17 protein-coding genes are annotated in these 17,869 nt (G+C 73.8%); 9 read left to right on the top strand and 8 right to left on the bottom strand.

Going from position 1 to position 17,869, the window contains the following annotated elements; all coding sequences use genetic code 11:
• Position 1: 1 nt before the first annotated feature.
• Positions 2-628, bottom strand: a complete 627-nt coding sequence (locus ACFYPH_RS14795; protein WP_354858351.1) for a GPP34 family phosphoprotein — start codon at positions 626-628, stop codon at positions 2-4.
• Positions 629-812: 184 nt separating this feature from the next.
• On the opposite strand from ACFYPH_RS14795, the gene ACFYPH_RS14790 reads away from it, so the two are divergent.
• Genes ACFYPH_RS14790 through hrpB form a run of 3 tightly spaced genes read left to right on the top strand, consistent with a single transcriptional unit; the run spans position 813 to position 4,427 of the window.
• On the top strand, positions 813-1,637 hold the full coding sequence (locus ACFYPH_RS14790) for a helix-turn-helix transcriptional regulator (RefSeq protein WP_355065765.1): 825 nt from the start codon (positions 813-815) through the stop codon (positions 1,635-1,637).
• Positions 1,638-1,678: 41 nt separating this feature from the next.
• Positions 1,679-1,879 (top strand): DUF397 domain-containing protein, encoded by a 201-nt coding sequence (locus ACFYPH_RS14785; protein ID WP_354858273.1) that lies wholly within the window; start codon positions 1,679-1,681, stop codon positions 1,877-1,879.
• Between the two features lie 28 nt (positions 1,880-1,907).
• A complete protein-coding gene (gene hrpB / locus ACFYPH_RS14780) occupies positions 1,908-4,427 on the top strand; it encodes an ATP-dependent helicase HrpB (protein WP_387182346.1) in 2,520 nt (839 codons plus the stop codon).
• A 7-nt stretch (positions 4,428-4,434) separates the two neighbouring features.
• Here the strand turns inward: hrpB and ACFYPH_RS14775 are convergent, their stop codons facing one another.
• The gene (locus ACFYPH_RS14775) at positions 4,435-5,160 is read right to left on the bottom strand and encodes a protein phosphatase 2C domain-containing protein (protein ID WP_354858276.1); all 726 of its coding nucleotides are present in this window, start codon (positions 5,158-5,160) and stop codon (positions 4,435-4,437) included.
• 250 nt (positions 5,161-5,410) lie between these two features.
• On the opposite strand from ACFYPH_RS14775, the gene ACFYPH_RS14770 reads away from it, so the two are divergent.
• From ACFYPH_RS14770 to ACFYPH_RS14750, 5 genes are all read left to right on the top strand, one after another.
• Positions 5,411-8,020, top strand: coding sequence for a glycoside hydrolase family 9 protein (locus ACFYPH_RS14770; protein ID WP_387181995.1), 2,610 nt, complete (start codon positions 5,411-5,413; stop codon positions 8,018-8,020).
• A gap of 75 nt (positions 8,021-8,095) precedes the next feature.
• Complete coding sequence (locus ACFYPH_RS14765; protein WP_387181992.1) at positions 8,096-8,359, top strand: hypothetical protein; 264 nt, start codon at positions 8,096-8,098, stop codon at positions 8,357-8,359.
• A gap of 191 nt (positions 8,360-8,550) precedes the next feature.
• Positions 8,551-9,801, top strand: a complete 1,251-nt coding sequence (locus tag ACFYPH_RS14760) for a DUF222 domain-containing protein (RefSeq protein WP_387181990.1) — start codon at positions 8,551-8,553, stop codon at positions 9,799-9,801.
• 127 nt (positions 9,802-9,928) lie between these two features.
• Positions 9,929-10,069, top strand: a complete 141-nt coding sequence (locus tag ACFYPH_RS14755; protein WP_387181987.1) for a hypothetical protein — start codon at positions 9,929-9,931, stop codon at positions 10,067-10,069.
• Positions 10,069-11,394, top strand: a complete 1,326-nt coding sequence (locus ACFYPH_RS14750) for an MFS transporter (RefSeq protein WP_387181984.1) — start codon at positions 10,069-10,071, stop codon at positions 11,392-11,394. The genes ACFYPH_RS14755 and ACFYPH_RS14750 overlap by 1 nt, the downstream gene beginning before the upstream one ends.
• Positions 11,395-11,437: 43 nt before the next feature.
• On the opposite strand, the gene ACFYPH_RS14745 is transcribed toward ACFYPH_RS14750, so the two are convergent.
• Genes ACFYPH_RS14745 through ACFYPH_RS14725 form a run of 5 tightly spaced genes read right to left on the bottom strand, consistent with a single transcriptional unit; the run spans position 11,438 to position 16,013 of the window.
• Positions 11,438-11,695 carry a UBP-type zinc finger domain-containing protein gene (locus ACFYPH_RS14745; protein WP_363935924.1) on the bottom strand — a complete coding sequence of 86 codons (258 nt, stop codon included), beginning with the start codon at positions 11,693-11,695 and terminating at the stop codon, positions 11,438-11,440.
• Positions 11,692-13,266, bottom strand: a complete 1,575-nt coding sequence (locus tag ACFYPH_RS14740) for a Na+/H+ antiporter (RefSeq protein ID WP_363935921.1) — start codon at positions 13,264-13,266, stop codon at positions 11,692-11,694. The genes ACFYPH_RS14745 and ACFYPH_RS14740 overlap by 4 nt, the downstream gene beginning before the upstream one ends.
• A gap of 37 nt (positions 13,267-13,303) precedes the next feature.
• On the bottom strand, positions 13,304-14,269 hold the full coding sequence (locus ACFYPH_RS14735; protein WP_355065594.1) for a TIGR03885 family FMN-dependent LLM class oxidoreductase: 966 nt from the start codon (positions 14,267-14,269) through the stop codon (positions 13,304-13,306).
• 52 nt (positions 14,270-14,321) lie between these two features.
• Complete coding sequence (locus ACFYPH_RS14730) at positions 14,322-15,737, bottom strand: NADP-dependent succinic semialdehyde dehydrogenase (protein WP_387181979.1); 1,416 nt, start codon at positions 15,735-15,737, stop codon at positions 14,322-14,324.
• A gap of 12 nt (positions 15,738-15,749) precedes the next feature.
• Complete coding sequence (locus tag ACFYPH_RS14725) at positions 15,750-16,013, bottom strand: DUF6343 family protein (protein WP_354858297.1); 264 nt, start codon at positions 16,011-16,013, stop codon at positions 15,750-15,752.
• 187 nt (positions 16,014-16,200) lie between these two features.
• Between ACFYPH_RS14725 and ACFYPH_RS14720 the strand changes: the two genes are divergently transcribed.
• A complete protein-coding gene (locus tag ACFYPH_RS14720; protein ID WP_355065590.1) occupies positions 16,201-17,052 on the top strand; it encodes a GDSL-type esterase/lipase family protein in 852 nt (283 codons plus the stop codon).
• A gap of 16 nt (positions 17,053-17,068) precedes the next feature.
• Here the strand turns inward: ACFYPH_RS14720 and ACFYPH_RS14715 are convergent, their stop codons facing one another.
• Positions 17,069-17,824: an EcsC family protein gene (locus tag ACFYPH_RS14715; RefSeq protein WP_387181975.1), complete on the bottom strand. Its 756-nt coding sequence runs from the start codon at positions 17,822-17,824 to the stop codon at positions 17,069-17,071.
• Positions 17,825-17,869 lie beyond the last annotated feature (45 nt).

Genomic DNA, 17,869 nt, shown 5'->3' with positions numbered 1-17,869 from the left:
ATCAGGGGATGCCGCGCAGCACGGCTGCGCCGACGGCGGCCTCGGTGTGCCCGACGAGCTCCTTCAGGGGCGCCGGTAGCGCGGGGATGAGGACGTTCAGCCGGTGGTGGGCGCGGGGGCCGGCGCTCCACAGCACCTCGCGGGTCAGCCCGGCGGCCACGACCAGGCCGAGCAGCAGCGCGTCCGGCACGCTCGGCGGGTCGGGGCGTTCCAGCAGCGCCCGCAGCCGGGTGGCCGGCCAGGCCACGGCGTTGAGGTCGATCGGCAGATAGCTGACCGAGGTACGGAGCAGCCGCCGGCTCTCGTGGCGGCGCAGTACGCCGGCCCGGGCGAGCCGCTCGCCCACCGAGGTCGTCGCGCTCTGCGCCAGAAAGCTGAGCCAGACGTTCACGGCCCGGTGCTGCGACTCACCGATCAACTGGTCGAGCACGGTGTGCGCCAGCGCGTCGGCGGGTGGGCGCCGGTCGATGACGGTGACCTGTCCACCCGAGACGGTGATGTGCCCGTAGAGGGTCAGCTCACCGAGGAGCCCGGCGGCCAGGCCGAGGCCGGTCGCCGCCGGGTGGAGCTTGGCCTTGCCGCGGGTGTCGTTGTGGGCGATGAGAAAGAACTCGTCGGCGATGAGCAAACGGTCCTCCCGCTCGGCTGTGTCCACAGTGTTTGCGCCCGGAAAAGGATGCACCGACGGCTACTGCAACGCAACTCCCAGATTTGAAAGTTGCACTCCGTGCAGGCGCGACCTGCGGATCTTGTCGTGACAGACTCGGACGGTGACCGCCGCCTCCACCATCCGGCCCGCCGCCAGCCCCACCGTGCGCCGTCGGCGCATCGCACGCGAGCTCCGCCAGCTCCGGGAACGGGCGGGCATGACCCTCGACGTGGCCGCCCGCCAGCTCGACATGTCCAAGAGCAACCTGTCCCGGATCGAGACCGCGCAGATCGGCATCAAGCCCCGCGACGTGCGGGCGGCGCTCGCCCTGTACCAGGTCACCGGCGCGGACGCCGAGGCGCTGATCGAGATCGCCCGGGGCGCGCAGCAGCGCGGCTGGTGGCAGAACTACAGCGACGTGTTGCCGGAGTGGTTCGAGTTCTACGTCGGACTGGAGGCGGAGGCGGCGGCGCTGCGCACGTACGAGGCCGAGTCGGTGCCCGGACTGCTGCAGACCGAGGCGTACGCCCGGGCGATCTTCCGCCGCACGGCCGGCGAGGACGGCGTGGAGCGCAAGGTCGCGGCCCGGCTGCGCCGCCAGGAGGTGCTGCGCCGCGAGGACCCCGTCGGGTTGTCGGTGGTGCTCAACGAGGCCGTGTTGCTGCGCCCGGTCGGCGGCCCCGCCGTGATGGCCGAGCAACTGGCCCACATGAGCCACATCGCCCAGTTACCCAACGTGACAATTCAGGTACTGCCGTTCGCGGCCGGCGAGCATCCGGCGATGACCACCCCGTACGTGATCCTCAACTTCGCCGACGCCGCCGACGCGTCAGTGGTTTACCTGGATAACCTTACGATGGGCCTGGCTCTGGAGGATGCCGATCATGTGCTCGGGTATAGCCTTCTGCACGAGGAGCTGTGCCGGATGGCACTCGATCCGGGGGCGTCGCTGACCCACCTCAAGGAGGCTTCTCGTAACTTTGCGTGACCGCGTCTGCGGCACGCCGACGCAGACGAGAGGTACCACGGATGACGGCGCTCGACCTGACCCGGGCGGACTGGCGCACCAGCACGCGCAGCAGTGGCAACGGCAACTGCGTGGAGGTCGCGACAGTCGACGGTCGGGTCGCCGTCCGGGACAGCAAGGATCGCTCCGGCCCGGTGCTCGCGTTCGGCTCGGCCGCCTGGCGTTCGTTCCTGCACGGTCTTCCCGAGGTCCGTCGCGGCTGAGTCCCCCGCACCGGTGCGAGACTGGGCCGTGCTCTCCGACGTAACCCTGGACCTGCCGGTCCGTCCGGCGTTGCCGGCGCTGCTGACCGCGCTCGACGCGGCCGGCGCCGCGGTCCTGGTGGCCCCGCCGGGCACCGGCAAGACCACTCTCGCGCCGTTGGCGGTGGCCGACCGGGTCGACGGACGGGTGGTGATCGCCCAACCCCGGCGGGTGGCGGCACGCGCCGCGGCCCGGCGGATGGCCGAGCTGCTCGGCGAGCGCGTCGGCGACCGGGTCGGCTACGCCGTACGCGGCGAGCGTCGGGTCGGCCCGGCCACCCGGATCGAGGTGGTCACCACCGGCCTGCTGGTCCGCCGGCTGCACCACGACCCGGAGCTGCCCGGCACCGGTGCGGTGCTGCTCGACGAGTGCCACGAGCGGCAGCTCGACGCCGACCTCGCACTCGCGTTCACGGTGGAGGCCCGGGCCACCCTCCGACCGGACCTGTGGCTGCTCGCGATGTCCGCCACGCCGGACACCGACCGGTTCGCCGCGCTGCTCGGCGGGACCGCCGCCGCCCCGGTGGTCCGGGCCGAGTCGGCGCTGCACCCGGTACGGCGGATCTGGGCGCCGCCGCCGCGGCCGGTCGCGCCGCCGGGGGCCGGGCCGGTGGACCGCGCCCTGCTCGACCACGTGGCCGCCACGGTCCGGCGGGCGCTACGCGAGCACGACGGCGACGTGCTGGTCTTCCTGCCTGGGGCCGGTGAGATCGCGGCGGTCGCCGGACGGCTCGGCGACCTGCGGGACACCGTCGACCTGCTGCCGTTGCACGGTCGCCAGCGCGCCGCCGAGCAGGACGCGGCCCTGCGGCCCGGTACCCCCGACGGCCGGCGTCGCGTGGTGCTGTCCACCGCGCTGGCCGAGACGAGCCTCACCGTGCCGGGCGTGCGGGTGGTGGTGGACGCCGGACTCTCCCGGGTGCCCCGCATCGATCTGGCCCGTGGACTGGGCGCGCTGATCACCGTGCCGGTCTCCCGGGCCGCCGCCACCCAGCGGGCTGGCCGGGCCGGCCGGGAGGCCCCGGGGTACGTCTACCGCTGCTGGTCCGAGGCGACCCACGAGCGGCTGCCCGCCCGGCCGGAGCCGGAGATCGCCACCGCCGACCTGACCGGGTTCGCGTTGGAGCTGGCCGCCTGGGGGCGCCCCGACGGCGTCGGGCTGGCGCTGCCCGATCCGCCGCCGGCCGCGGCGATGGCGGTGGCCCGGGACACCCTCGAGACGCTGGGCGCGGTCGACGGGACGGGCCGGATCACCGGGCGGGGCCGGGTGATCGCCTCCGCCGGGGCGCACCCGCGGCTGGCTCGTGCGCTGCTCGACGGCGCCGGTCGGGTCGGCGCGGACCGCGCCGCCGAGGTGGTGGCCCTGCTCGCCGAGGAGAGCGCGGCCGGCCCGGGCGACGACCTGGTGGCCGGCTGGCGTCGGCTGCGCGCCGGGACCGACGCGGGTGCCACGGCCCGCTGGCGCACCGAGGTACGCCGGTTACGCGCCGCGCTGCCCGCCGGTGGGCGGGCCGCCTCGGGCGGACTCACCGACGATCTCGCCGCCGGGCTGCTGGTCGGTCTCGCGTACCCCGAGCGGCTGGCCCGGGTGCGGCGGCCGGGCGGGTCCGCGTACCTCATGACGGGTGGGACCGCCGCGGAGCTGGCGGTCGGATCGGGGCTGGCCGGGTCCGACTGGCTCGCGGTGGCCGTCGCCGACCGCCGCCCCGGCGCGCCGTCGGCGCGGATCCGTCGGGCCACCCCCCTGGACGAGGCGACCGCCCGAGAGGCGGCCGGCCCGCTGCTGTCCACGCGCCGCGAGGTGGGCTGGTCCGACGGGGACGTGGTGGCCCGGGAGGTGACCCGGCTGGGCGCGATCGAGCTGGTGGCGCGGCGGCTGGACCGCCCGGACCGGGCGGAGGTGGCGGCGGCGCTGCTGTCCGGCCTGCGCCAGGAGGGGCTGGGGCTGCTGCCGTGGACGCCTGCGGCACGGGGGCTGCGCGAGCGGATGGCGTTCTGCCGGCACCACCTCGGCGACGAGTGGCCCGACGTCAGCGACGAGGCGCTGCTCGCGACCGCCCCGACGTGGCTGGGGCCGGAACTGGCCGCTGCCCGGCGACGCGCCGACCTGAGCCGTGTGGACGTGACCTCGGCGCTGCGCCGGCTGTTGCCGTGGGCCCAGGCCGCGCGCCTCGACGAGCTGGCGCCGGAACGCATCGAGGTGCCCAGCGGCTCGCGGATACGGGTCGACTACGCCGATCCGGCGGCGCCGGTGCTGGCGGTCAAGCTTCAGGAGACGTTCGGCTGGCCGGCGGCCCCGCGCGTCGGAGGCGGCCGGGTGCCGGTGCTGCTGCACCTGCTCTCCCCCGCCGGCCGCCCGGTGGCGGTCACCGCGGATCTCGCGTCGTTCTGGCGTACCGGCTATCCGCAGGTCCGCTCGGAGCTGCGCGGCCGCTATCCCCGACATCCGTGGCCGGAGGACCCGGGCACGGCGACGCCAACCCGGCGTGCCGCGCCGCGTCGGCGCTGAGGAGGGGCTACTCCTCGACGACGTCGGCCACCACCACTGTGACGTTGTCCGGCCCGCCCGCGTGCAGCGCCAGGTCGATCAGCTTGCCGGCGCAGGCGGACCGGTCCGGGTAGCCGGTGAGCACCTCGACCAGGGTGTCCGGGCGGACGACGTTGGAGAGGCCGTCGCTGCACAGCAGCCACCGGTCGCCGGCCCGGGGCACCATCGTCGCGTACGACGGGGAGACGTCCTCACCCTGCAACGCCTGGGTGACGACCGCCCGGCGCGGGTGGCTGCTCGCCTGGTCCGCGGTGATCACGCCCTGGTCGACGAGCATCTGGACGAAGGTGTCGTCGCGGGTGACCTGCTTGAGCACACCCTCGCGGAACAGGTAGGCCCGCGAGTCACCGACGTGGGCGAGGGCCAGGCAGCTGCCGGTACGCGCGAAGAGCAGGGCGGTCAGCGTGGTGCCCATGCCCTGGCGCTCGGGGTCGTCGGCGACCGCCTGCCGGATGCGGGCGGTGGCCAGCGCGATGCCGTCCTGCAGGGCGGCCACCAGAGCGTCCTCGGGTGTCTCCACATCCAGCGGAGCGACCGCGTCGATGGTGAGCGAGCTGGCCAGGTCACCGGCGGCCATTCCGCCCATGCCGTCGGCGACGGCGACGAGCCAGGTGCCGGCGTGCAGGGCGTCCTGGTTTCCGCTGCGGATCAGCCCACGGTCGCTCGTTCCCACGGAACGCAGCTTCAGGGTCATGGGAGGCAGCCTGCCAGGCGAAGGGCGCAGTTGTCTCTAGGAGATCAGGACGACGGGGCGTGGCGCGGCCAATCTCACGTCTCGCGTTCCGTCGCCTCGCGCTCCTTGCACCCTCGTCGGACGGCAGATCCCATCCAGTCGGATCAATTGACAGGAGGTACCGCCACTGGAAACATCGAGCCGCAACCTGGGAGCGCTCCCAGGTCGCCACCGCCACCTGCCTCACCTCCCGTCCCGGAAGGACTACCCCGTGACGCCATCCAAACGTCGCCTCCTCCTGGCTGCGGCGACCACCCTGGCCCTCACCGGCGCGGGCGCCGGAGCGGCCTACGCCGATCCTCCACCGGACGCCCCCGAGCAGATCGACAACGGGGATTTCAGCGCGGGCGTGAGCCCGTGGTTCTCCTACGGCACCAACCCGCTCGCGGTCACCGACGGCCGGCTCTGCGCCGCCGTCCCCGGTGGACTCGCCAACCCGTGGGACGCCGGCATCGGCCAGGACGGCGTGCCGCTGATCGCCGGCGCCGAGTACACGCTCGGCTTCGACATCACCGCCACGCCCGGCACCGCCGTCAAGGCCGTGCTCCAGCTCGGCAGCGCCCCGTACACCACGTACGCCGCCGTGGACGCCGCCGCCACCGGCACCGTCCGGCGCGTCGAGTCGACCTTCACCGTCCCGGACGACAACCAGAACGCCCAGCTCATCTTCCAGGTCGGCGGCAGCGCGCAGGCGCAGACAATCTGCCTCGACAGCGTGTCGCTGCGCGGCGGCGAGCCACCCGCGCCGTACGAGCCGGACACCGGGCCCCGCGTCCGCGTCAACCAGGTCGGCTACCTGCCGGGCGGGCCGAAGAACGCCACTGTGGTCACCGAGGCGACCGCGCCGCTGCCCTGGCAGCTCCGCTCGGCCGCCGGCGCGGTCCTGGCCAGCGGCACCACCACCACGCGTGGCGTGGACGCCGCCTCCGGGCAGAACGTGCAGACCGTCGACTTCTCCAGCTACCGCACCCCGGGAGCGGGGCTGACGCTCACCGTCGACGGCGAGACCAGCCACCCGTTCGACATCTCCGGCACCCTCTACGACCGGCTGCGCGCCGACTCGTTGCAGTTCTTCTACGCCCAGCGCAGCGGCATCGCCATCGACGGTGACCTGATCGGCGACGAGTACGCCCGCCCGGCCGGCCACCTCGGCGTCGCGCCCAACCGGGGCGACACCACCGTGCCCTGCCAGCCCGGCGTCTGCGACTACTCCCTCGACGTGCGCGGCGGCTGGTACGACGCCGGCGACCACGGCAAGTACGTGGTCAACGGCGGCATCGCCACCTACCAGCTGCTCAACACGTTCGAGCGGACCAAGACGGCGGCCACCGCCGACGGCGGCGCGAGGCTGGCCGACGGCTCGCTGCGGGTGCCCGAGCGCGGCAACGGCGTGCCGGACATCCTCGACGAGGCCCGCTGGGAGCTGGAGTTCCTGCTGCGCATGCAGGTGCCGGCCGGCAAGCCCCTCGCCGGCATGGTCCACCACAAGATCCACGACCAGAACTGGACCGGGCTGCCGCTCGCCCCGCAGGACGACCCGCAGCCACGTGAGCTGCACCCGCCGTCGACCGCGGCCACCCTCAACCTGGCCGCCACCGCCGCCCAGTGCGCGCGGCTGTTCGCCCCCTACGACGCGGCGTTCGCCCGCCGCTGCGCCACTGCCGCGAAGACGGCCTACGCCGCCGCCAAGGCCCATCCCGCGGTGTACGCCAGCCCCAACGACGGCACCGGCGGCGGCGCGTACGACGACGGCAACGTCACCGACGAGTTCTACTGGGCGGCGGTCGAGCTGTACCTCAGCACCGGGGAGCAGACCTACCTGACCGACCTGAGCGCCTCGCCGCACCACACCGGCGACGTGTTCGACCCGCGGGGCTTCGGCTGGCAGAGCGTCGCGGCGCTCGGCCGCCTCGACCTGGCCACCGTGCCGAGCGGGCTGCCGGCCGCCGAGCTGACCCGGGTCCGCGCCTCGGTCACCGGCGCCGCCGACGCGTACCTGGCCGAGCTGCGCCGGCAGGCGTACGGGCTGCCGATGCCCGGTGACGCCAACAGCTACTTCTGGGGCGGCAACAGCAGCATCATCAACAACGCCATCGTCCTGGCCACCGCCTTCGACCTGACCCGCGACGCCAGCTACCGCGACGGCGCCGTCCAGGCCATGGACTACATCCTCGGCCACAACGCCCTGAACATCTCCTACGTCACCGGGTGGGGCGAACACAACGCGCAGAACCAGCACAGCCGGATCTTCGGCCACCAGCTCAACCCCGACCTGCCCCGCCCGCCCGACGGCTCCCTCGCCGGTGGCGCGAACGCGGCGCTGCAGGATCCGTTCGCGGCGCAGTTGCTCGCCGGCTGCAAGCCGATGTTCTGCTACGTCGACGACATCAACTCGTACTCGACCAACGAGGTCGCGATCAACTGGAACTCGGCGTTGGCCTGGATCTCCTCGTTCCTGGCCGACCAGGGCGAGGCCGGCGCGGTACCGGCCGTCACCTGCTCGGTGAACTACGCCAACTACGGCACCTGGCAGGGCGGCACCGGCTTCACCGCCCAGCTGACCATCCGCAACACCGGTGCCACGGCCGTCAACGGCTGGAGCGTGCGGTTCGCGTTCACCGGTGACCAGCGCGTCCGGGAGGCCTGGATGGCGAAGGTCACCCAGTCCGGCGCGACGGTGACGGCACGCAACGAGTCGTACAACGCCAAGATCGCGCCCGGCGGCACGGTGACGTTCGGCTTCAACGCCACGACCAACGGCGGCGCCAACCCCAGGCCGGGTCTGGTCACCGTCAACGGAAACCCCTGCTCGCTGTCCTGAGCAGGCACGGCTGGTGGCCGCCCTCCCCCGGGCGGCCACCAGCTCGGCTGGACCTGCGTACCTACCATCACGAGCATGGATGGACGAACGTGGCTCCTGGCCGGGGCGGCGGCAGCGCTACTGCTGGCCGTCCTGCCGGTCTTCGCACTGCGGCGCCGTCGCCGCACCCGGGCCGACGGGCCCGAGGAGACGATGCGCCGAGCCCGCCAGGCGATCCGGACCAGCGGACACGAGCAGCGCCGCCAGCGCCGTGGCAGTCTGCGCGGCGAGGGCTACGGCGGGGACGACAACCGGGCCTACGACAGCGGCGTCGCCAGCGACTCCGGCGGCATGCCCTGAGGCCCGCTTCCATTGTCGATCTGACGGCCGGCGCCAATCGGGACAGCAGTGCGGCCCGCACCCGGCAGGTGTGGGCCGCTTCAGCGTGCGTCAGGGTCGGCGAGCAGCCGGCACCCAGCCTCAGCCGCATGAGACGACCGCCGATGTAGGCATGCATCAAAGTTGTCGTACGCCTGTTCTATTCTCGGTCCATGGTGGAGGAGTTGACGCAGGCTGAGGCGGCGGTCGCGGCGTGCGTCGACGCGCCGGCCTGGGCACTCACCGAGCCCGACCTCGTCGCGGCACTCGACACCGCGCACCGGCTTGAGCAGCGCCTGGCGGCCGTGCAGCTGGCCCTCGTGCGTGAGCTGGACGGCCGCGGCACGGCCCAGGCGCAGGGCGCGTCCTCGACGGCCGTCTGGTTGCGTGAGCGGCTACGACTCACGGTCTCCGCCGCCCGCCGCCTGGTCGACCTCGCCAGCGCGCTGGACACCGGAGCGCCGGGGGTGCGCGCCGCTCTGGCCGGCGGCGACATCACAGTGGAGCAGGCCCGCGTCATCGGCGACACGGTCAGCACGGTGCACATGGCCGCCGGCGCCGAGGCCGCCGACAAGGCGGTCGGCGTGCTGGTCGGGTGGGCCGGGCAGTTCGAGCCGACTCTCCTGCGCAAGCTGGGCACCCGGATCCTCGACCATGTCGCACCGGAGGTCGCCGAAGCCGCTGCCCGGGCCGCGTTGGAGGCCGAGGCCCGCCGCTCCGACCGGGACCGTCACGTCACCCTGTCCGAGCTGTCGGACGGCCGCCTGCGGCTGAGCGGCACCCTGGACGCCGAGGCCGGCGGCCTGCTCCGCGCCGCGATCGACCCGCTGACCGCGCCGTCCGGCCCGGACGACGCGCGCAGTCCCGGGCAACGCCGCCACGACGCCCTCGCCGACCTCTGCCGCCTCACCCTGCGCACCGGCGAGCTACCCGAGCACGGCGGCGAGCCCGCGCAGATCGTCGTCACCACCAGCTTCGACACGCTGGCCCGGCAGCTCGACGCCGGCACCCTCGACACCGGCCCCCGCCTCACCCCGGAGACGGTCCGCCGCCTCGCCTGCGACGCCGCCATCCTCCCCGCCGTCCTCGGCAGCGCCGGCCAGACCCTCGACGTCGGCCGACAACGCCGCCTCATCACCGGCCCGCTGCGACGCGCCCTCGTCCTGCGCGACCGCGGCTGCGCCTTCCCCGGCTGCGACCGCCCACCCCGCTGGTGCGACGCCCACCACATCCGACACTGGGCCGACGGCGGCGACACCAGCCTGCCCAACGCAGTGCTCCTCTGCGGGCACCACCACCGACACCTCCACCACGGCGACTGGACCGTCCGGTTGGGCCTCGACGGCCACCCCGAATTCATTCCACCGGCCTGGCTCGACCCCGACCAACTCCCCCGCCGCAACCACTACCACCGGCGGACGTGACCGCGGCCCAGCCCACCAGCTGTGACGACCGGGGCCCTCGGATCCACACCATCGTGGCGGGGCGGTGTGACCGGCCTCGCGTCTTTCGGGACCGCCAACTCCGCCCGGCCTGCCTAGCGTCGCCACCATGACTGTCAACGGCGACACGTTCGAACGGGCCACCGGGAACAACCGGGCCACGCGCTGCGCCCAGGCCACCGACGGCGACCCGGCCACCCACAGCGACCGGGTCATCGACTCCGCCTCGGCCATGGTCATCTCACGCTGATGCGGGGTGTGTCGCCGCTGCCGCCGGCCGGGCGGCTGCGCACCCTCTCCCTCGCCACGTTGGCGAACACCGTCGGTTCGGGACTGTGGCTGACCGGCGCGGCCATCTATCTCACCCGGGACGTGGGGCTGTCCGCCGCCCAGGTGGGCGTCGGGCTCAGCGTCGCCGGGCTGGTCGGGTTGACCGCCAGCGTGCCGCTCGGCAGTCTGGCCGACCGGCGCGACCCGCGTACGCTGCGAGCCGTCCTCCAGGTGCTCCAGGCTGTGGTCGCGGCAACGTACCTGCTGGTCGGCTCGTTTCCGGTGTTCCTGGTCGTGGCGGTGCTCGACCTGCTGCTGACCTCGGGCAACCTCGCGGTCCGCGCCGCGCTGGTCGCCGCCGTCGCCGGCCCGCAGGGTCGGGTGCACGCCTTCGCCACGCTACGGGCGGTGGCGAACCTGGGCATCGCGGTCGGGGCGGGTCTGGCCGGGTTCGCGCTGGCCGCCGACACGCACCTGGCGTACCAGATCCTGGTGGCTGGCAACGCGGCCACCTATCTCGTGTCGGCGGCGCTGCTGTTGCGGCTGCCGGCCTGTCCCCCAACCGCGCAGCCCACAACCGCGCCGGCCCCAACCGCACAGCCCACGACCGCGCAGCGCCCGACCGTGCCAGCCCCGGCTGCGCAGCCCACGACCGTGCCGGCCCCGACGGTCACTGCCCGCCGTGGACGGCCGCTGCGTGACGGCCGTTTCCTCGCGGTCAGTGGCGCGTCGGCGGTGCTCGCCCTGCATCAGACGGTCCTCACGCTGGTGGTGCCGCTCTGGGCGGTGACCGTGGTCGGAGCGCCCCCGCCGGTCGTGTCGGCGGTGCTGCTGACCAACACGGTGCTCACCGTCCTGCTGGCGGTACGGCTGAGCCGGGGCGCGGACACCGCCGCTGCGGCGGCGCGGACGATGCGCCGGGCCGGCCTGGTGCTGGCCGCCGCGATGCTGCTGTACGCGGCCACCGCCCGCCTGCCCACCGCTGCGGCTGTCGCACTGCTGCTGGTCGCCACCGTCGTCTACACCGCCGGTGACCTGTGGCACAGCGCTGGTGGAGCGGGACTCACCTACGACCTCGCCCCGCCGGACGCGGTCGGCGCCTACCAGGGAGCGGACGGCATGCTGGCCGGTCTGGCCCGCGCCGCCGGCCCGGCCCTGTTGACGCTCGTGGTGCTCGACGGCGGGACGCCCGGTTGGCTGGCCGTCGGCGCGCTCTTCGCCGTGGTGGGCCTGGCCAGCCCCGCGCTCACCCGGTGGGCCCTGGCCGGCCGCCCCGCGACGCCGCTCCGGACCGGCGGCCGGTGAGCGGTGGCCGAGCGCCAGGCCGGCCAGCGCCGTCCGGGACCGGTCAGCCGATCTCCTCGTCGACGAAGCACCAGCGCCAGGCCTCGCCGGGCTGCGCCGAGCGGATCACCGGGTGGCCGGTGGACGCGAAGTGCTTGCTCGCGTGCTGGTTCGGCGACGAGTCGCAGCAGCCGACCTGGCCGCAGCTCAGGCACGTACGCAGGTGCACCCAGTAGGTGTCGCCGATGGCGACGCAGTCGGCGCACTCGTCGGGGGTGCGCGGCTCGGCGGTGCCGGCCTCGGCCAGGTGCTGACAGCTCACTGCTCGACCTCCTGCCGCAGCAACGACTCTTCCAGGTCCAGGTCACGATAGGCCCGCACCAGCACCTCCTCAGGAATTCGACCGGCGTCCCGGGCGGCGCGGAACACGTCCCGCTCGGCGTCGATCATCTCTTGTCGCAGCCGACCGTACGCCTGCGACGGGGTCTCCCGCTCGTCGCCGCCGAGCCGTTCCCAGGCCATGTTGGTGCGGTCCTCCTGCACCCGGCGCAGCCGATCCACCACGGACCCCGGTGCGCTCTCGGCCAACTCCTCCAACCGGTCCCGTGCGGCCCTGCTGGCCTGCTGCTGCACCCCGGCGGCCGACAACGCGTCCTGCACCGGGTCGTCCTGGGGCAGCTTCAACCGCCGGGCGACCAGCGGCAGCGTGGCGCCCTGACCGACCAGGGTGACCACGATCACCGCGAAGGCCAACCAGATGAACAGGGCCCGGGGGTACGGCTCGTCGTCGGCCAGGGTCAGCGGGAGGGCCAGGGCGGCGGCGAGCGTCACCACGCCCCGCATTCCGGCCCACCCGATGATGATCGGGAACTTCGGTGACGGGGCCGGATCCCGACGGCGGATCCGGGGAACCAACCGGGCCAGGTAGGTGGCCGGGAAGAGCCACACGAACCGGGTCAGGAAGACGGTGGCGAGCACCGCGAAGGTGATCAGGATGAGCGAGCCGGTCGGCTCGTCGAGCTCGCGCAGCACCTCCCGCAGTTGCAGCCCGACCAGCAGGAAGACCAGTCCCTCCAGCAGGAACCGGACCAGCCGCCAGAACGCGCCGACCTGCAACCGGGACGCCGCCGACAGCAGTTGCGGCAGCTTGTGCCCGAGCACCAGACCGGTGACGACCACCGCGACCACACCGGAGGCGTGCAGGTGCTCGGCGGTGAACACCACCGCGAACGGGATGATCAACGACAGCGCGTTGTCCAGCAGCGGGTCGCTGATCCGCCGGTGCAGGAAGCCGAACACCAGCGCCCCGAGCGCCCCGATCAGGATGCCGCCGCCGGTGGACCGCAGCACCTCGAGGGCGATCTTGTCGGTGCCGACGGCCGTGCCGATGGAGGCCATGGTCGCGACCCGCAGCAGTACCAGCGCGGTGGCGTCGTTGACCAGGCTCTCCCCCTCCAGGATCGTGACCACCCGGCGGGGCAGCCCGACGCGGCGGGCGACGGCCGTGGCGGCCACGGCGTCCGGCGGGGCAACCACCGCGCCGAGGGCCAGGCAGATCGCGAACGGGACCTGCGGCAGCAGCAGGTGCAGCACGACGCCCACCGCGAACGCGGTGAACAGCACCAGGCCCACGGCGAGCAGCAGGATCGGCCGGATGTTGTTCTTGAAGGCCGGCACCGACGTCTCCAACGCCGCGACGTACAGCAACGGCGGCAGGATGCCGATCAGCACCAGCTCCGGTTCGAGCCGGATCTGCGGGAAGCCCGGCACGAACGAGAGCCCCAGGCCGAGTACGACCAGCACGATCGGCGCGAGCAGGCCGAGCCGGCGGGCCAGCGCCGCGCCCAGGGTGGCGATCGCCAGGAAGACGACGACCGGAAACAGGCTTTCCATGGGGTACGAGCCTAGGGGTCGGTCGGCCGACGCCCGATCAGCCGCCCGGGCGCAGCTTCGGCAGCACCTCGGCGCCGAACGCGTCGATGAACCCGCGCTGCTCCTGCCCGACGTGGTGCAGGGCGATCTGGTCGAAGCCGAGCGCCACGTACTCCTCCAGCCAGCCGACGTGCCGGCCCAGATCGGCCGAGATGTTCACCACCTGGGCGATCCGCTCGGGTGGCACGTCGGCCGAGACGACGTCGAAGTGCTCGACGGTCTCCAGGTCCCAGCAGACCGGAGGGACGAAGACGTTGCTGCGCCACTGGTCGTACGCGAGCGCCTCGGCCTGCGCCTGCTCCGGCGCCCAGGAGACGTGCACCTGGAGGTGCAGCGGGCCGCGGCCACCGGCGTCCCGGTACGCGTCGATCATCTCGCGCAGGTGCTCCACCGGCGCGTTCACGGTGATCAGCCCGTCGGCCCACTCGGCGCACCAGCGGGCCGTGGCCACGCTGACGGCCGCGCCGACCAGCGCGGGCGGCTCTTCGGGTCGGGTCCACAGCCGGGCCCGGTCCACCCGGACCAGACCGTCGTGGCTGACCTCCTCGCCGGCCAGCAGCGCCCGGATCACGTCTACGCACTCGCGCAGCCGGGCGGCGCGGACGTCCTTGCGCGGCCACGGGTCGCCGGTGATGTGCTCGTTGCTGGCCTCGCCGGTGCCCAGCGCGGCCCAGAACCGACCCGGGTACATCGCGCCGAGGGTGCCGATCGCCTGCGCGATGATCGCCGGGTGGTACCGCTGGCCGGGGGCGTTGACGACGCCGAACGGCATGCCGGTGGCCTGCAGCGCGGCGCCCAGCCAGGACCAGGCGAAGCCGGACTCGCCCTGCCGGGCGCTCCACGGGGAGAAGTGGTCGGAGCACATGGCGGCGTCGAAGCCGGCCCGCTCGGCGTGCATCACCGCCTCCAGCAGGGCGCGCGGAGGGATCTGCTCGTGGGAGGCGTGGAATCCGAACGACGTCATGGGCGCACTTCCTACCCATGACGGCGTCCGGTGATGCGTGCCGCGCGGGAAGCTACTCGGCGTGCGCGCCGGCGCCGGCGGAAGCCGCGCCCTCGCCCACCCAGACCGTCTTGATGTTGCAGAACTCCCGCATGCCCAGCTCGGACAGCTCCCGGCCGTAGCCGGAGTTCTTCACGCCGCCGAACGGCAGCTCCGGGTAGGAGGTGGTCATCCCGTTGATGAAGACGTTGCCGGCGTCCAGGTCGGTGGCGAAGCGCTCCTGCTCGGCCGCGTCCCGGGTCCAGGCGTTCGACCCGAGGCCGAAGCTGGTCCCGTTGGCCACCTCGATCGCCCCCTCGTACGAGGACACCCGGTACAGGCCGGCGACCGGCCCGAAGACCTCCTCGGACCACATCCGCATCTGCGGCGTGAGGTCGGTGACCACGGTCGGCGGGTAGTACCACCCGTCGCCGGCGGGCAGCTCGCCGCCGCAGAGCACCGTCGCGCCCTTGTCCACCGCGTCGCGCACCTGGGCGTGCACCTCGTCGCGACCCCGTTCGCTGGCCAGCGGACCCACGTCGGTGCCCGGGCCCATGGGGTCGCCGACGCGCAGCGCGGCCATGTTCGCGGCGAACTTCTCGGCAAAGGCGTCGAAGACGTCGGTGTGCACGATGAACCGCTTGGCGGCGATGCAGGACTGGCCGTTGTTCTGGCAGCGGGCCGTGGTGGCCACCTCGGCGGCGGCGTCCAGGTCGGCCGAGGGCATCACCACGAACGGGTCGCTGCCGCCCAGCTCCAGCACGGTCTTCTTGACCTCCCGGCCGGCGATCTGGGCGATGGAGCGCCCGGCCGCCTCACTGCCGGTGAGGGTGGCGGCGCGGACCCGGGGGTCGGCGAGGATCCGCTCGACAGCGTCCGAGCCCACCAGCACTGTGGTGAACGCCCCCTCGGGGAAGCCGGCGCGACGGAACACGTCCTCCAGCAGCAGCGCCGTCTGCGGCACGTTCGAGGCGTGCTTGAGCAGGCCGGTGTTGCCGGCCATCAGCGCCGGGGCGGCGAAGCGCATCACCTGCCAGAGCGGGAAGTTCCACGGCATCACCGCGAGCACCACACCGATCGGCTGGTAGCGGATGAACGCCCGGGTCGCCTTCACGGCGGCGGCGTCGGCCGGCTGGTCGGCGAGGAACGCGGGCGCCTTGTCGGCGTAGAAGCGGGCGGCCATGGCGCACTTGGTCACCTCGGCCTGGGCCGCGACGTACGTCTTGCCCATCTCCGTGGTCATGATCCGGGCGATCTCGTCGCGCTCGGCGTCCAGCAGGTCGGCGGCGGCGTTCATCCACCGGGCGCGCTGGTCGACGGTGGTGCCGCGCAGCTGCCGGTACGCGAGGTTGGTGCGCTCGATGGCGGCGTCGAGCTGTTCGGTGGACATCGCCTCGTAGGTTTTGAGCACCTGGCCGGTGGCGGGGTTGGTGGTGGCGATGTGGGGCATCTCGTCCTCCTGTCACTCGAACAGCGAGTGTCGTACGCCCGGCTCCTCACGGCGGCGAGCGGCGCGGCGGCGCTGGATCACGACCAGGTCGACCACGGCGACGACTGCGAAGATCGCGCAGAGCACGCCGAGCCAGGCGAGCCCCGCCCAGAACGCCAGCACCGCGAACAGCACCATGATCACCAACCCGAAGCCGGCGAGGGTGAGCCGGAGGTTCAGCGCGCTGTACGCGTGGCCGACCGTGCCACGGGCACGCCGGGGCTGCGATCTCGTCATACCTCCTGAGCTACCCCCGATCGGCGCTGTTAACCGGTAGCAATCGCGCGCGCTGGTGGCGCTTATAGCACTCATGCGGCTCTTTCGACGGCGCTCGGCCACATACCCGACAGCAACTTCCCGCCCGACCACGTCCAGCGCATAGAGTTACCGCGCTGTCGCTCTGTGCTGCGAGACGGGGGATGTCATGCCTCGACGCTGGGTTGCCGCCCTGGCCTGTCTCGCCGCGCTGGTCGCGCTGGCCTGCGAGGGCGGCACGTCGGCCTCCCCCCGTCCCACGAAGAGCCCGCCGTCGTCCGGCGGGCCCGGCGGCATCGCCGCGCTCGGCGACTCGATCAGCACCGGCTTCGCCTCCTGCCTGGTGCTCACCTCCTGCGAGCGCAACTCCTGGTCGACCGGGGACGGCCTGCGGGTGCAGAGCCACTATCGCCGGCTGCTCGACCAGAATCCCGCGATCCGCGGCAAGGCGTACAACCACGCCCGGCCCGGCGCCCGCGCCGACGCCCTCGAAGGCCAGGCCCAGGCGGCCGTACGCGACCGCGCCGACTACGTCACCGTGCTGATCGGCGCCAACGACATCTGTCGGGGCGGCGTGGACGCGATGACCCCGGTGACCCAGTTCCGGGCCGACGTCGACCGGGGCCTGCGGGTGTTGCGGACCGGCCGGCCGAAGGCCCGGGTGCTGGTGGTGAGCATCCCCGACCTCTACCGGCTCTGGGAGGTGGGGCACGGCGACGCGCGGGCGGCACGAGCGTGGCGGCGGGGCATCTGCCCGGCGCTACTGGCCAACGCGACGTCGACGGCGCCCGCCGACAAGGCCCGCCGGGCCGCCGTCCGGGCCCGGATCGACGCGTACAACGCGCAGTTGGTGGCGGCCTGCCGGGCGTACGGCTCGCGCTGCCGGCACGACGGGGGCGCGGCGCACAAGGTCCGCTTCACCCTGGACCTGCTCAACCCGCTGGACTGGTTCCACCCCAACGCCACCGGTCAGGGCCGGCTGGCCGAGGTGACCTGGCGCTCGTCCGGCCTGGCCGACTGAACCACCCGAGGGCGGTTCAGGAGCGGCGGGGCTCCGGGACCGCGGTGCCGCGCCGACGGTAGAGCGCCCGGGAGCGCTCGGCCAGGTCTTTGGTGGCGGACGAGTTGGCCCAGGTGCCGAGCACGATCGCCGCACCCGGAACGATCTTGGCGACGAGTCGCTTGGCGGCCCGAACGCCGGCCATCTGCGCCAGCCGGACGCCGAGCTGCAACATGACCCGCCCCAGCGGGCGCTGGCCGCCCAGGCCGAAGAGCGCGTCGGCGCGTTCCCGGCCGGCGGCCACCCCGAGCGCCAGGCGGGCGCTCTCGGCGACCTTGTGCACCCGCTGGAGCACGAGCAGGTCGGTGGCCCGGTCGCTGTGTAGCGGGTCGACGTCGTACGCGGCGGCGATGTGCAGGACCATGCGCGCCTGGGTCCAGGCCAGCACGCCGACGTCGAGGACGGCGCCGGGCAGCCCGGCCGCTCCGGAGACCGCCCCGGACAGGCGAGCCAGGTTGACGAACTTGCGGGCCGCCTGGTCGGCCAGGACGTCGGACGAGACACCGGGGTGCTCGCTGCGGGCGCGGGCGGCCCACTGCGCGGCCTCCGGCCCGAGCCGGCGCACCGCCTCCAGGGCGAGGTGCTCCGGGGCGTACTGCGGATCGTCGCGCATCCGGTCCCAGAGTCGGGCCGGCGGGCCCTCGGGCGCGGCCGCCGGCGCGGCCGGCAGGCCGGCCGACGGCTCGGGCGTGGGCGCGGCGGGCTGACCGCCGCTGGGCGGGGTGTCGGTCACCGGGTCTCCCCAGGGGTGGGTACGGGCAGGACGGCCGGTGGCGCG

This window comes from Micromonospora sp. NPDC005252 (genome assembly GCF_042872475.1).
Classification (GTDB): domain Bacteria; phylum Actinomycetota; class Actinomycetes; order Mycobacteriales; family Micromonosporaceae; genus Micromonospora.
This window is presented reverse-complemented; position numbering and strand designations above follow the sequence as displayed.